Source organism: Chlorobium sp. (assembly GCF_021740465.1).
In the GTDB taxonomy this organism is placed as follows: domain Bacteria; phylum Bacteroidota; class Chlorobiia; order Chlorobiales; family Chlorobiaceae; genus Chlorobium.
The window spans coordinates 1-14,143 of sequence record NZ_JAIOZR010000013.1 but is presented as its reverse complement, the minus strand read 5'-3'; the positions used below and the strand labels follow the sequence as shown (position 1 = coordinate 14,143).

Annotated in this window: 15 protein-coding genes and 2 tRNA genes; 5 read left to right on the top strand and 12 right to left on the bottom strand. The window is 55.9% G+C overall.

Annotated elements, in window-relative coordinates:
• Positions 1–10: 10 nt before the first annotated feature.
• The 7 genes from K9G39_RS07365 to K9G39_RS07335 all read right to left on the bottom strand — a co-directional run bounded on the left by K9G39_RS07365 (position 11) and on the right by K9G39_RS07335 (position 4,327).
• Positions 11–529 carry an NADH-quinone oxidoreductase subunit C gene (locus K9G39_RS07365; protein ID WP_292004315.1) on the bottom strand — a complete coding sequence of 173 codons (519 nt, stop codon included), beginning with the start codon at positions 527–529 and terminating at the stop codon, positions 11–13.
• Positions 530–564: 35 nt separating this feature from the next.
• Entirely contained in the window at positions 565–1,134 is a 570-nt protein-coding gene (locus K9G39_RS07360) for an NADH-quinone oxidoreductase subunit B (RefSeq protein ID WP_292004279.1), read from the bottom strand.
• A gap of 28 nt (positions 1,135–1,162) precedes the next feature.
• Positions 1,163–1,594, bottom strand: a complete 432-nt coding sequence (locus K9G39_RS07355; protein WP_292004278.1) for an NADH-quinone oxidoreductase subunit A — start codon at positions 1,592–1,594, stop codon at positions 1,163–1,165.
• A 219-nt stretch (positions 1,595–1,813) separates the two neighbouring features.
• Entirely contained in the window at positions 1,814–2,065 is a 252-nt protein-coding gene (locus K9G39_RS07350) for a hypothetical protein (RefSeq protein WP_292004277.1), read from the bottom strand.
• A complete protein-coding gene (locus tag K9G39_RS07345; RefSeq protein WP_292004276.1) occupies positions 2,062–2,661 on the bottom strand; it encodes a tetratricopeptide repeat protein in 600 nt (199 codons plus the stop codon). The genes K9G39_RS07350 and K9G39_RS07345 overlap by 4 nt, the downstream gene beginning before the upstream one ends.
• Before the next feature lie 11 nt (positions 2,662–2,672).
• Positions 2,673–3,752, bottom strand: coding sequence for a ferrochelatase (locus K9G39_RS07340; protein ID WP_292004275.1), 1,080 nt, complete (start codon positions 3,750–3,752; stop codon positions 2,673–2,675).
• Positions 3,734–4,327, bottom strand: a complete 594-nt coding sequence (locus K9G39_RS07335) for a hypothetical protein (protein ID WP_292004274.1) — start codon at positions 4,325–4,327, stop codon at positions 3,734–3,736. Before K9G39_RS07335 ends, K9G39_RS07340 begins: the two co-directional genes overlap by 19 nt.
• Positions 4,328–4,438: 111 nt before the next feature.
• On the opposite strand from K9G39_RS07335, the gene K9G39_RS07330 reads away from it, so the two are divergent.
• The 4 genes from K9G39_RS07330 to K9G39_RS07315 all read left to right on the top strand — a co-directional run bounded on the left by K9G39_RS07330 (position 4,439) and on the right by K9G39_RS07315 (position 6,163).
• A tRNA-Leu gene (locus tag K9G39_RS07330) sits at positions 4,439–4,520 on the top strand.
• Between the two features lie 41 nt (positions 4,521–4,561).
• Positions 4,562–4,648: transfer RNA gene (locus tag K9G39_RS07325), tRNA-Leu, on the top strand.
• Positions 4,649–4,684: 36 nt separating this feature from the next.
• Positions 4,685–5,203: an HIT domain-containing protein gene (locus tag K9G39_RS07320; protein WP_292004273.1), complete on the top strand. Its 519-nt coding sequence runs from the start codon at positions 4,685–4,687 to the stop codon at positions 5,201–5,203.
• A gap of 15 nt (positions 5,204–5,218) precedes the next feature.
• Positions 5,219–6,163, top strand: a complete 945-nt coding sequence (locus K9G39_RS07315; protein WP_292004272.1) for a class I SAM-dependent methyltransferase — start codon at positions 5,219–5,221, stop codon at positions 6,161–6,163.
• Positions 6,164–6,182: 19 nt separating this feature from the next.
• Here the strand turns inward: K9G39_RS07315 and K9G39_RS07310 are convergent, their stop codons facing one another.
• The 5 genes from K9G39_RS07310 to tpx all read right to left on the bottom strand — a co-directional run bounded on the left by K9G39_RS07310 (position 6,183) and on the right by tpx (position 12,745).
• Complete coding sequence (locus tag K9G39_RS07310) at positions 6,183–7,574, bottom strand: TolC family protein (protein WP_292004271.1); 1,392 nt, start codon at positions 7,572–7,574, stop codon at positions 6,183–6,185.
• Between the two features lie 87 nt (positions 7,575–7,661).
• Positions 7,662–9,011 (bottom strand): replication-associated recombination protein A, encoded by a 1,350-nt coding sequence (locus tag K9G39_RS07305; RefSeq protein ID WP_292004270.1) that lies wholly within the window; start codon positions 9,009–9,011, stop codon positions 7,662–7,664.
• Positions 9,012–9,013: 2 nt separating this feature from the next.
• Complete coding sequence (locus K9G39_RS07300) at positions 9,014–9,670, bottom strand: riboflavin synthase (protein ID WP_292004269.1); 657 nt, start codon at positions 9,668–9,670, stop codon at positions 9,014–9,016.
• Between the two features lie 446 nt (positions 9,671–10,116).
• On the bottom strand, positions 10,117–12,048 hold the full coding sequence (locus K9G39_RS07295; RefSeq protein ID WP_292004268.1) for an alpha-amylase family glycosyl hydrolase: 1,932 nt from the start codon (positions 12,046–12,048) through the stop codon (positions 10,117–10,119).
• A gap of 196 nt (positions 12,049–12,244) precedes the next feature.
• The gene (tpx, locus tag K9G39_RS07290; RefSeq protein ID WP_292004267.1) at positions 12,245–12,745 is read right to left on the bottom strand and encodes a thiol peroxidase; all 501 of its coding nucleotides are present in this window, start codon (positions 12,743–12,745) and stop codon (positions 12,245–12,247) included.
• A 180-nt stretch (positions 12,746–12,925) separates the two neighbouring features.
• On the opposite strand from tpx, the gene K9G39_RS07285 reads away from it, so the two are divergent.
• Entirely contained in the window at positions 12,926–13,918 is a 993-nt protein-coding gene (locus K9G39_RS07285; RefSeq protein ID WP_292004266.1) for a YhdH/YhfP family quinone oxidoreductase, read from the top strand.
• Positions 13,919–14,143 lie beyond the last annotated feature (225 nt).

The window sequence follows — 14,143 nt, the reverse complement described above, 5'->3', positions numbered from 1 at the left end:
TTAACCCTCATTAATACGGTACCTTGATCCCGTGGTAGCTCTCCTGCACCCTGTAGTCCTTGCGGAGCGGAAACCCTTCCCAGTCTTCCGGGCAGAGAATCCTGCGCAGGTCCGGGTGACCGGTGAACTGCATGCCGAACATGTCGTAAGCCTCCCGTTCATGCCAGTTGGCCGTATGCCAGACATAGGCTGCCGTTGGAATCGAACCGCCTTCTCTCGGGCATTTCACCTTTACGGCTATCCTGTGGCCGAACTCCCCGAGAGACTCGAGGTTGCATACAATGCCGAGCTGCTCTTCTGCCGGATAATCGAAGCCGGAAAGACAGGCCATGTAATTGAACTTCAGTTTCGGATGGTCGCGCATGAAAAGCGCGATTTCAGGCCATTTTTCGGTTTCAAGCACTTCGAAAAACGGCATGGTTTCATTGGCGTCGAAATCCGAAACCGCACCCTTGAACTGCTCACGGATAACCGCATATGCAGCTGCACTTTGCTGTACCGACTGGGGCAAAGCCCTACCTTCTTCCATTTCTGACATGATGCTCTGGATTACAAATTCATTTGTTATGCCCGCGCAGCCTGCCGCTCGGCATCGATAACCGGTTGCGGATCGATGCTCTTTTCAGCAAGCTTCCTGAGAGCATCGGCCCTTGAAAGCCCGATCTGCTCCATACGGATAAGCTCCTGCACTTTCATGAGACCACCGATGAGCGACTCGGGCCTGGGAGGACATCCCGGAACATAGACATCGACCGGAATAACCCGGTCCACGCCTTTGAGCACATGGTAACCGTGCTCCCAGTAGGGACCACCGCAGTTGGAACAGCTCCCCATGGAAAGCACATAACGGGGTTCCGGCATCTGTTCGTAAAGCCTGACAACCCGCTCGGCCATCTTCATGGTAACGGTACCGGCAACAATCATGAGATCAGACTGGCGGGGTGATGAACGGGGAAAAATACCGAAGCGTTCGAGATCGTAACTGGATGCGTTGGTGGCCATCATCTCGATAGCGCAGCATGCAAGACCGAAACCCATCGGCCAGAGCGAAGACAACCTTGCCCAGTTCAGAACGTTGTCGACGGAAGTTATCACGACATTGTGCTTCGATATACCGGCATCAAGTAAACCCATAACATGATAAAATCTGGTATTGTGAAAATCAGCCTCTCCTGCCGTCGGTTTTTCCGGCGGGCATTTCAGGCATTTTCGGAATATTGGGAGTTGGACGCACCCAGTCGAGATCACCCTTGACCCAGGCATAGGCAAGCCCGAGAATCAGGATTCCGGCGAAGACAAGCGCCTCGAAAAGCGCGAAAGGGCCAAGCTGCTTGAAAACGGTCGCCCAGGGGTAGAGAAAGACAACCTCGACGTCGAAAATGATAAAGATGAGGGCTACAACGTAAAAGCGGATATTGAACTTCACCCATGCGCTTCCGACAGCCTCTTCGCCGCACTCGTAGGTGGAGTTTTTCTCTGGATTTGGCCTGCTGGGCCGAAGCATGCGGGCCGTCAGGTAGCCGCCGGCCACAAACACTATTCCGAGAGCAAGAAAAACGAAAACATTTCCGAAACCACTCAGCGTCTGATCCATGAGCTGTGCATTAAGATTTATCCTGTCCCAGGGATGCCGGAAAAAATTCTGACACGTTTAACAATTATTGCTTGAAAGTGCGCCAAATATAAAAAAAAATTCCTTTATCGAACAGAAAAAAACCTGCGATATGGCGAGTGCCGACAAGCTTTTTCCAATACCGCCAAAAACTGACTGAATCTAAAAAAAATTACCTTAATTCATAATCTTATTAAACGATCAGGCTTTTTCTCCGTAAAACCTGCTGCTGATAACCCGAAAAGCCCTTAAAAAAAGAAAGAGCGAAAGCAGGGTGAGCGGCAAAACGATGGTCTGTACGACAAGAAAGGAGCTGGTTATCCGGAACAGGAGAGGCCCGAGCAGTGCAGTGAACGCCATCCAGATAATCGGAGCCCACGCAACAGCAAGAATAACAGGAAGTCCGCTTTTCATGAAACGCTTCCGGAATTCAGGATCGCCAAACAGCTTCATAGGGGTTGAAAAAACAGGGTTGCGATCTGTTCGGCCATCAGCGCGTCAAGATCTTTAAGAATTTCATACTCTTTTTTCAGGCCTTTCATGTCGCCCCTGGAAACATGGTACATGGCAAGCTTGCAGTGCGGCTCCGCATCGAGAGGATCCAGTTCGAGAGCCTTCTCGAAAGCCTCCCTGGCCTTGTCCGACTCGCCGTTGTCGAGGTAGACATCGCCAAGCACGCAGTAGAGACCGGCATGGGACGGATCCCTGGCGATAGCGCTTTTGAGGGTCTTCAGGGCAGCCTCCTCCTTTCCGAGGGTAAGCTGGATAAAGCCGAGATGCTTGTAAGCTTCCAGAAAATCCGGATCGAGTGCAATGGTCCTGAGAAAATCACACCCGGCTTTCCGGTAGTCGTTCATGGAAAGGTAGGCCACGGCCCTCGCATAATATGCCCGGGGATCGCGACTTCTGCGGGCGAGCATCCTGTCGAGCAGCTCCAGTGCCTGGCTGTTGCGCTCGCTCTGGAGATAGCATAGGGCAAGATCGTACTGTTTGCCGGAATCTTCGGGGCTTTGGCGAAGTTCGTCCTCAAGTCTGTCAATCTCGTTCAAGGTCGGCGGATTTACTGGTTGATGGTGCGCTCTGCGGGAAGCTCCTCTTCAAAGAGCTGCTGAATCCTGTAAAGCGTTGCAAGCTCGCCGGTAATTCTCGATGCGAGCCAGCAGGCAAATGCTTCGGATTCATTGATGCAGCGGACATACTGCACCCTGCTGAACCCGGAACGGGTGAGTTCCTTGCGGGCTTCGTACTCGGTTTCGCTGTTGTCGGCGAAAAAACCGTAGGGAAACATCACGACATTTTCGATTCCCTCCTCACGGAAAGCCGCAAGCGCCTTCTGGACGGTTTCCGACGTCCACTCCCCTCCTGCCGAATGGTTCATGCACCCCTGACGGACATCGGCGAACAGGTTCCTCGGATCGGCCATGATCCGCTCTTTCATCATCCCGAAAAACAGCCTGGTTTCGTCGAGGCCTGTAAACACCTTCGGCGGGTTGCCGGCCCGGTCGCGGACAAGGGTGCCGTGAATCACCAGCACAAGGCCGGTTCTGCCCGCTCCGGAACCCTTCATGGATGCATCGAGGGCCGAAAACAGATGATCGAGGTAAATCGTGTGCAGTTCCGGATCGCGCCACAGCTTGTTGAGCAGCCGTATGCCGGAATAGCGGTTTTCGCTGAACTGTTCGGCAATCATCCTGCAGGCGACGCCGCAGGAAAAAGCCGATTCCACGGGAATCATCGGTACCACAACAACTCCGTCACACCGCTCCTGCTGCTCCCTGAGCACGTTTTCGAGATACGGAGGCACAAAATAATAGGCGTCGATAACATCGACATCGACGTTATCGAACAGAGGATCGCGGCTCTCCCTCAGGCATGCGGCAATGGCTCCGGTCTGCGCCCTGTTGATCGAAAGCAATCCCGAACGGTAGCGGTTCAGCCGCCAGTTGATGAAATGCTTCGTTGAGCGGAAATCGGCGATGAAATAAACCAGTATCTTCGGAACCTTCACGATCTGGCTCGTTATCACCTTCAGGATTCTTCTCGAACTCGGCCAGAGATTTCGAAGCGTCAGCTTTTCGACCTCTCCATAGGTAACGATAAGAACAGCATACCGCTTTTTCCTTACAATCCTATCCACCATGTCAGCTCGGCAAACATTATCACAAACCCGATGATACCTCCGACAAGCGTCTGCATGAAATTATGCGCCTTGAGCTGTATTCTCGACCACATAAGGAGCGGAACCAGCATGAAAAGCCAGAGGGCGACTGCGCCGAACTTCAGGAAGAGCAGGGCAATGCCTGCGGTCAGCGTGAACAGGTGGATACTGATCTTCCACTGCAGGGTAACGAGAAGAATAAGCACGGTATTGACCGCATTGAACAGGAGAATCCCTGTAAGAAGCCGGGGCGCGTGCAGTTGCAGCATGAACTCATAGCCCAGCACATTGACGAAAGTCAGAACCAGAAGCGGCAGAAACCGCTGTTCCCTGAAGGTGATGTTGTAGTCCGAAACCTTGCCGATTTTCTTGAGCCCGTAGATCAGAAGCATCGGCGCAATCGTGCTTGCCGCGAACATAACCGTGAGATAGGATACTTTCGAAGGATCGTCCACGTATCCGAACAGCACGATAAAACAATATACAGCAGGAGCAACAACAACAGGACTTATCGCCCATGAAAGAAAATCCGCCAGACGATGAACATCAGAACGCATGGGCACTACCGGTCGAAGGTATAGAAAATTTTACGTAATAACGCGCAAAAGTATTCTATAAAGATAGTTTTTATAAAATAAAAAACCGCGTATATTCTTTGTCTTCATATCGCGAGAGTGGTGAAATTGGTATACACGCTAGTCTTAGGAACTAGTGCCGTGAGGCGTAAGGGTTCGAGTCCCTTCTCTCGCACATTGCCCGGGGGGTTGCCGAAAAAAAACCGTCGGGAGCATGCCAAAGTGGCGGAACTGGTAGACGCGCTGGACTCAAAATCCAGTGAGTGCAAACTCGTGAGGGTTCGAGTCCCTCCTTTGGTACCATTGTCATAACTCTCACCGGAAAAAACAGGTCGCCTTATGCAGCGAATGTACTCGCCCTGGCGTGAAGTCTACATGCAATCCTTCAAGGATGTCAAATCCGCCATAAAGGAAGAGAAATCAGTTTTTTCCGATATCCCTCCCGAAGAGGATGAGGAGCGGTTCGTGCTCCACCGGGGGAAAACCTGCTTCATCATCATGAACCTCTACCCGTACAACTGCGGGCACCTCATGGTGATTCCCTACCTGCAGACTCCCGATTTTTCAGCGCTCGACAGCGAAACCAGGCTGGAAATCATGGATCTCACCGACCTCTCTATCAAGGCACTCAAAGAGACCCTCAAGCCCCAGGGATTCAACTTCGGGGCAAACCTCGGCCGTGTTGCCGGAGGCAGCGTTGACACCCACATCCACTTCCATATCGTGCCGAGATGGGAGGGCGATACCAACTTCATGCCGGTACTTGCCGATGCCAAAGTGCTCAGCAATGACATGAAAACCACCTACACAAACCTGAAAAAAGCCATCGCAGCGCTTGCCGGGACAAAGAATCCCTGAACCTGCGCACCTCTGATGGAAACCATCCCCTGCCCCATCTGCGGCTCACCGGATTTCGAGCCTTTTTTTGAACTACCCGACCGATTCGATCCCTCCACCCGGTGGAAGCTTGTCCGCTCGCCGTCGTGCGGCTTGCTTATGCTCAATCCTCGACCCGGCGCCACAGAAATCCACGGCTACTATCACGAAGGCCCTGAAGGCGCTTACGACCCGCACCTGCATGAAACCCTTGCCTGCTCAAACAGGGACCGCATCTACCTTTCCGCCCGCAGGCTGCTCCTGAACCTGAAAGCCGCTCTGGTGCTCCATGGAACCAAAAAAGCCGCCGGATCGATTCGGGTACTTGAAACAGGATGTTCCACGGGCGATCTGTTGAAGCATCTGCACCGGAAAAAAGGCATCCCCGCCGAACATCTCGCAGGCATCGAAACCGATGGCCTGGCGGCGGATATTGCGGAAAGCCATTCGGGAATAAGGATATACAGAAGCGGAATCGATGAGCTGGAACGGGAATCGAGGTTCGACCGGATTGTTTTCTGGCATGCGCTCGAACATGTGCACGACCTGAACGGAGTTCTGGCCGGAACGGCCGGGAGGCTCGAAGAGAAGGGTGTGGTGGTTGTTGCTCTGCCCAACCCCGAAAGCCTCGACGCACGGCGCTATCGGGAAAACTGGGTCGCATGGGACGCTCCGCGCCATCTCTGGCACTTCACCCCCGCCACGCTTGCCGAACTGCTCGAACATCACGGACTGGAGATTTTCAGGACGGTGCCCTGGTTGGCCGACACCCTCTACACCTGCTGGTACAGCGAAAAACTTGCAGCAGCAGCTCGTGGTCGCCGTTTCGGATTCCGGAATATGGCCAACGCACTGCTGCAAAGCGCTCTCGGCGTTACGGCATCCATTTTCAGACTTCGGCACGCATCCACCCTGGTCTATTTTATCCGCAAGCGCTCGTAAAGAGATACCAGACCAGCCTTCACCTTCCGGCGGCAACCGCCACCGCCGAACGCCCCAGAGCCCGGTCGAGCAGCACACTGGCGGTCATGTAGTCGTAAACGGCCTGCAGGTAGTTGGTTTTAGCCCGATTCAGCTGCAGCTCCGCGTCGCTGAGTTCGAGACGCGAACCGATGCCCTCACGAAAGCGTAGCTGCGATATCCGGTAGCTGCGTTCGGCAACGCTGATGGTTTTCGACTGCACCGCGATGCGCTTCTGCGCTTCCCGGAAAGCCGAAAGACGAACCTCTACATCGGTTCTGATAGATGCCTTGAGGTCGGCATAACGGGTCATCACCTGCAGACGCGATATCTTGGCCTGCTCCACCCTGGCACTGATTCTGAAGCCGGTAAAAATCGGCAGGCTCAGCTGCAGGCCGACAGCCGATGAAACCGGCCAGTTTGAATCCGAAAGGCTGACGTCGTCGTTGAAGGCGCTCTGCGTTTCAAGCTGGCCGAAAGCCGACAGAACGGGAAAGCGCTCCGCCCGCGCGGCAAAAACCTTTTCGTCCTCGGCCGAAACCTGCAGTTCAAGCTGGCGAAGGTCGGGCCTCGATTGCAGCGCTTCACGGTAAGCCGAAGCGATATCCCCAGGGTAGGATGCCGGAGGAACCTCGAGCTTTCCGGTAAGCGTCACCTCGCTGTCGGCCGAAATACCCATGGCGTTTTTCAGCCTTGTCATGCTGATGCCAACCATATTCTCGGCCTGGATGAGATCGGGACGGAGATTTTCAACCGAAAGAAACGCCTGAAGGGTATCGATGTCGGCGGCAATGCCCTGGCGGAACATCGCCCTGGTATCCTTTTGCGCAAGCTCCCACCGCTCGATGCTCTGCCGGATAAGTTTAAGGCGGTCTCTGGAAATCAGTGCGTCGAAATAGGACTGCTTGATGTCGGCAACGACCGCCGATTCGGTGTTCCGGTATGCCTCATCGCTCATCTTGCGGACTACCGAAGCCGCCCTGATGCCCGCTATGGCCGCACCATCGAAAATTTTCTGTCGCAGATCGAGCGTTGCCGATGCGGAGTTGTCGGCACTGATTTCAAGAGGGGTGAAAGAATTCAGGTTGGGAGGGTCAGAAAAAACATTCGGGAAAAAAAGTACCGAAGGCTTCAGGGAACGGGTATAGGTAAAACCGGAAGTGATCTGCGGAAGCACCTCGGACCAGGTTTCCCGTATCTTGGCGGAAGCCATCTGCCGGTCGAGACGGGCGATCTCGAGCGAACGGCTCTTTTCGAGCCCAAGGCGCACAGCATCGTCGAGGGTAAGCCTGTAGCTCGAACTGTCGCCGGTGGACGCCGGTTCTGCCGGCAAAACCGGAAGGGGAAGGAGAAAAACGAAGAAAAAAACAACCGGCAGTATGAACCTGTTCATAAAAGAGTCACATCATACATGTTGACAAAAGAAATCGACCGCTTATCACGTTTTGGAATATACAAAGAGCCGAAGGTTCATAAAAATTCAGGAGCGGTAGCGCTCCGTCCACAACCGCCGCAACCTTTCGCCAAGCGTTTTCTCCCTGCCCTCGTCCGAAGGGCGGTAGAACGAGTGGGGCTGCATGCCTTCCGGGAAATAGTGCTGTTCCACAAAATGGCCGGGATAATGGTGAGGATAGCGGTACCCCTCGCCGTAACCCATGGTTTTCATGAGTGAAGTGGACGCATTGCACAGATGCAGCGGCACTGCGGCATCCTGGAAACTTCCGGCCGCGCGCATGGCCTCGTTGATACCCTCGTAGCTGGCGTTCGATTTCGGAGAAGCCGCAAGATAGGTTACCCCGTGGGCAAGGTTGATCCTGGCCTCGGGCAGTCCGATCATCTGGACCGCCTGAAACACCGATACCGCAAGCGAGAGCGCGAAAGGGTCGGCATTGCCGATATCCTCACTGGCGAAAATCACCATCCTGCGAGCAATGAAGAGAGGGTCCTCCCCGCCTTCGATCATTCTCGCAAGCCAGAAAAGCGCCGCATCCGGATCGCTTCCCCGCATGGACTTGATGAATGCCGATATGGTATCGTAATGGGCTTCGCCCCCTTTATCGTAGATCGGCGCCTTGTGCTGCAGGGCACGTTCAAGCATGGCGCGCGTTACCGATACCGCCCTGCTTCCGGGATCGGCGAGGGCAACGGCCGCTTCGAGTGCATTGAGCGCCTTGCGCGCGTCACCCCCGGCAAACTGCAGAAGAAACGGAAGGTCCTCGATCACCACATGGCGCTCCTTCAAAAGAGTGTCGCACTCCAGCGCCCGCCGGATGACCGCCTCGATATCGCTTCCGGAGAGCTGTTTGAGAACATAGACCTGCATCCGGCTCAACAGCGCGGCATTGATCTCGAACGAGGGATTTTCGGTGGTCGCGCCGACAAGAATGATCAGCCCCTGCTCGATGGCATGCAGCAGGGTATCCTGCTGAGCCTTGTTGAAACGATGGATTTCATCGATAAAGAGAATGGTCCTCAAGCCGGAACGCGCCGACTGGCGAGCGCCGTCGAGCGCCTTGCGCACCTCCTTCACCCCGGCGTCGATGGCCGAAAGCTGTTCAAAACGGTAGTGCAGCGCCCTGGCGCAGATTTCGGCAAGAGTGGTCTTTCCAGACCCTGGAGGCCCCCAGAAAATCATGGAAGGCAGCCTCTCCCCCCCCAGAAAACCGCGCAGCGGCCCCTCCTTTCCGGCAAGGTGCTCCTGGCCGCAGAGATCGTCGAGATTTCGGGGGCGCATCCGTTCTGCAAGCGGCTGAAACCGCTCTGGAGTTCCTCCGTCAGGGTTGTCCGGAAGTCCGAACAGATCGGGCTGAAGAGAGTCGCGGCCGACCATGGTCAAAATCCGTTCTCGCGCAGCCACGCCTCATCGAGCCGCGACACCTGGGAGGGCGAAGCGATCGACAGGGAGAACTGCCGTGCGACATACTTGCCCAGTATATCGAATTCAAGGTTCACCCGGCTTCCGGCCGCAAGGGCGCTGATGGTGGTGTGCCTGAAGGTGTAGGGAATCACGGCAACGGCGAACGAAGCCTCGCCGAGTCTGGCCACCGTCAGGCTGATGCCGTCGATGGCGACGGAACCTGCCGAAACCATGCAGGCGCTGAACTCCTCAGGATAGGATATCCATATCTCCCGGCTGTAACCGAGCTCGCGTACCTCCTTCACCACACCGACGCAGTCCACATGGCCGAGCACGAAATGGCCGCCCAGACGGTCCATCGGCCGGAGCGCTCGTTCGAGGTTCACCGGCGCACCGCTACAGAGCGAGCCCAGCGTGGTTTTCAGAAGCGTTTCCTCGACCGTATCGACCTCGAACCAGCCATCCGCAACCGAAACCACGGTCTGGCACGCTCCGTTGACGCTGACGCTTTCATCGACCGACAGACCGCTGAATGCCTCGGATCCCGCATGCTGCACCCGAAGGCGCAAGCCGCCATTGCGCCTGGCGGCCGCGCCGATGGTACCTATATCCTTCACGATTCCCGTAAACATTTGATTCCTGACTTGTTGTTCCGGAAAGGGCTTATCCTCTTTACCCGTCAATATACGGCAAAAAAACGGACTGGGGGAATGGCCACCGTTCTACCGATATGTCGTCCCTCCGGGACTGGAAAATATACCCTCGTATCAAGCCCCCGACCCATCGGGGGCGCGAGTGCCAAGTCCCCCCGACACATCGGGGGCGCGAGTGCCAAGTCCCCCCGACACATCGGGGGCGCGAGTGCCAAGTCCCCCCGACCCATCGGGGGCGCGAGTGTCAAGTCCGCCCCGACACATCGGGGGCGCGAGTGCCAAGTCCCCCCCGACACATCGGGGGCGCGAGTGCCAAGTCCCCCCCGACACATCGGGGGCGCGAGTGTCAAGTCCCCCCGACACATCGGGGGCGCGAGTGCCAAGTCCCCCCGGCCCATCGGGGGCGCGAGTGCCAAGTCCCCCCCTTATCCGTACACCACAAATCCCCCCGCCGGTACAGTAATGCGAACGGCCGAACCCTGGCGCGCCTCGACCGTAACGCCGTGCTGGCGGAAATCCTCAGCAGAGGAAAAGAGGCACTGCATGGTGCTGCCGGGCGGATGAATGGTGCTGTCGACCACCGCGTAAACCGTAAGCGCCTGCCCGATATCGGTATTGATCGCGCAAAGGCTCTCGCTGCCCGCGAAAATGCGCGACCAGGCAATAACCCAGCGCAGCGTCCCGTCTATCGGCTGCGGGTAATAAAAATCCCCGTCATAGCCTGTAGCGGAAACCTGGCGAAGATACTGCCTGCCCCGGCGCAGCTCGATACGCTGCCTGCGGAGCGCTGTAACTTCGCTGATGAAGCGGTAAACGGGATGTTCTTCATTGAAAAAATGCCGGTGCGTACTCTGGCGGGAACCGAACCGCCCGCCGAACATGCACTCGCGAAGGAAGACGTCGCTGTAGGAATCGTCACCATTGCGATGGTCGGCACCGTTGAAGGCCTGTTCCGTGCCGTAATAGATGCAGGGAATCCCCGCCGAAGCGAGGTTCAGGCCGAGTGCGGCAGGAAGCAACAGCTCGCTCTGAACACTGTCGCCGGCAAAACGGAACTTGTGCTTCACACCTACCTGGTCATGGTCGTCGAACATGGTAACCACATGACTGCCGAACCACTGTCGGGAACTCTTGTTGTCGAGAAGACTGTTGCGGAACAGGTCGAAATACCCCTCCTGCTCCTCGGTATCGGGGTTGCCGGGACTGCGCCACCCTTTTACCATGAACTCCAGCTTGTCGGGCATATCGTTGATACCGAGCGCGGCATCGAGCCCTGTTGTATCGAGAATGGCGGTTGCATGGGAACGTCCGCCGGTAATCTCGCCGATGATGTAGAAATTTTCCTTGCCGATGGAAGCCGCGAACTCGTGTACCGCAGTCGCGAAATAGCGCACAGCGCCGGGCTCCATGTGCTTCACGGTATCGAGCCGGTAACCGTCGATATCCGCATAGGCGATCCAGAACTGATAGACAAGCGACAGATCCTTCAGTGCCTGCGAAGCTCTGAACTCACGGATTCGCCGCTGCAGATCCCATGCCACAGAAGGGTCCTTGAGACCTTCACCCAGATTGACATCCTTCAGCGTACAGAAATCGCCATCGAGAAACTCCGGAAACCCGTCCCAGTTCCTGATCTGTCCATGACGGCTCCATGCAGACTCATGCTGCAGCTCCACTGGCCAGACAGCTCCACTGAAGTCCCCATCCTCCGCCACACCGAAAGAGAGGCTTCCCGGATCGCCGCTCCGGCTGCGATATCCATGCACAGGCCACTGGCGACCGTCCTGATAGGTATACTGCCGATCTCCTTCGTAAGCGAATACATCTCCGGCATGATTGATGATGATATCGAGAATAACCCTGATGCCAAGAGCATGCGCTGTCCGGACAAAATCCTTCAGCTCCTCGCGGGTACCGAAATGCGGATCGACGTCGAGGAAATTCTGGATACCGTAACCGTGGTAATCGCTGCTGCCGGTCACCTGGCGGAACACCGGGCTTATCCAGACCGCCGAAATACCGAGCCGCTTCAGGTAACCCAGCTTCTCTTTCATGCCCGAAATGGTACCTCCGCACCAGTTCCTGCCGGCCTCGAACCATGTCTGCCGGTCAGCAGAACCGGCATCGCTCCCCTGGCAGAACAGCGGAGTATTCCTGTCGGCTTCAGGCCCCGTAACGGGGTTGCCCGTGTTATCGGAAAACCCGCCGAACTCCCGTCCGTCGGAAAAGCGGTCGAGAAAGAGAAAATAGAGCACCTCGTCCTCCCAGGCCGCCGGGGAGGAGTAGAAATCTCTGCCTTCGACAAGTTTTCGAAAATCAATCTCCCTGAGACTGCGTTCAACGGTGTTCTTCGCCATGTTGCATCACTGGTATGGGGTTATCGGGCGGCTGGGCCGGGCCGGGAAAAAGCACTGCCCGAAGTATAAGCATAAAACGCTTGATTTAAACAGAATAAACCATATCTCAACAAACAGAAAAAGCCTGCACGAGGCCGGCTTTTTCTGTTGTCATGTGACCGATGGGACATATGGTACCACTGCAGGAGCGCGAGTGTCAACCGAGCACTTTCAGCGCTGCCGCATAATCCGGCTCCTCGACGATTTCAGGCACCAGTTCGCTGTACACCACCCGGTGCTCGTTATCGACTATGACCACCGCACGAGCAAGCAGGCCCTTGAGCGGACCCGTCGTGAGCTGCACGCCGAAATCCCTGCCGAACTCCGGTGAACGGAACACCGAAAGCGGCACCACGTCGCTCAGCCCCTCCACCTCGCAGAACCGCTTGTGGGCGAACGGAAGATCTGCGGATATGCACAGCACCACGGTATTGTCGAACGAAGCCGCCTCCTGGTTGAAACGTCTGACCGAAGCCGCGCAAACGGCAGTATCGAGACTTGGAAAAATATTCAGCACAAGACGCTTGCCCTCATAATCTGCCGGGCCTGATTCCGAAAGATCGGTCTTCACCAGACAGAAAAACGGCATTTCAACGCCGATTGCCGGAAGTTCGCCGGAGGTCTCCACCGGATTGCCTTTCAGGGTAACTGTTGCCATAGGAACGAAGGGTTAATGTTTGATGTTTGATCCGATTTCAAAAACGGGAAATACAGGTTTTTCGACAGCGTAACCCAAAAAACCGGGACCGGCTGCATTAAGTTTCATCTCCCCTCCCGTTTTCCCGTCATGAAAAGAAGCGGTACCTTCCTGAAAACGGCAACCATTTTGCGAAACAGTATGGAACAAAGGGAGTTCGACGCATTCGTCGTCGCAGAGCGGGACAGCGCATTCACGGGAACGGTGATAAAAAAACGCATCGCCGACCTGCCCCGGCACGGGCTGCTCGTGAGGGTACGGTACTCATCGCTGAACTTCAAGGACGCGCTTTCGGCAAGCGGCAACAGAGGGGTGAGCAGACGCTATCCCCACACGCCGGGAATCGATGCCGTGGGAACGGTCGTCGCTTCAGACTCGGAAAAATTCCGCGAAAACGACACCGTCATCATCACCGGTTACGACCTCGGCATGAACACCTCAGGAGGCTTCGCAGAGTACATCAGGGTTCCGCCGGAATGGGCCGTGGTGCTGCCGGAAGGGCTGACGATGCGCGAATCCATGATACTCGGCACGGCCGGCCTTACTTCTGCTCTTTCGGTGCTCCGCCTGACAGAATCGGTCAGACCCGAAGAGGGGAACATAGTGGTTTCGGGAGCGACCGGAGGCGTAGGCTCGCTTGCCGTGGCCCTGCTCGCCGGACTCGGATACCGCGTTGCGGCCATGACCGGCAAGGAGCAGGAAAGCGATTATCTGCTCGGCCTTGGAGCGAGCGAAATCCTTATGCGCAGGGATTACGAAGCGGAAACCGGGAGCGCGCTGCTCGACGCCAGGTTCGCCGGGGCCGTGGACACCGTGGGCGGCCATATTCTCGGCAATATCATCAAATCGATGCAGCCGATGGGCGTGGTTACCTGCTGCGGCAACGCGGCTTCGCCGAAACTCGACATAACGGTCTATCCTTTCATTCTCAGAGGCGTATCGCTCATCGGCATCGACTCGCAGAACTGCCCTCTTGCCCTCCGGGAAAAGGTCTGGAAAAAACTCTCGGGCCGGTGGAAGCCGGAAGGGCTCGAAAAGCTCTGTACGGAAATCCCGCTTGGCGATCTGCCCGGTAGAATAGAACTCATGCTTCAGGGAAAGCTGAAAGGCCGGACAGTGGTAAATATCGGCTGACGTGTAAAAATCCTGCTGATTTATGTAACATCACCCATAGGGTATCATAACACGTCATGGCAAAATAACTCTGATCATGTGCAGACGTGAAGTGGACCCCATTGAGCAGACAAAAAAAGGTCAAGTTTAAGGTGGTAACCCACCGGTTGGTTATGCAGCTTCTTGTTGCTGCCCTGTAGTCTCCGATGACCCTTCGGAGGCACTTTTTTGAGAGAACTTGTCAAC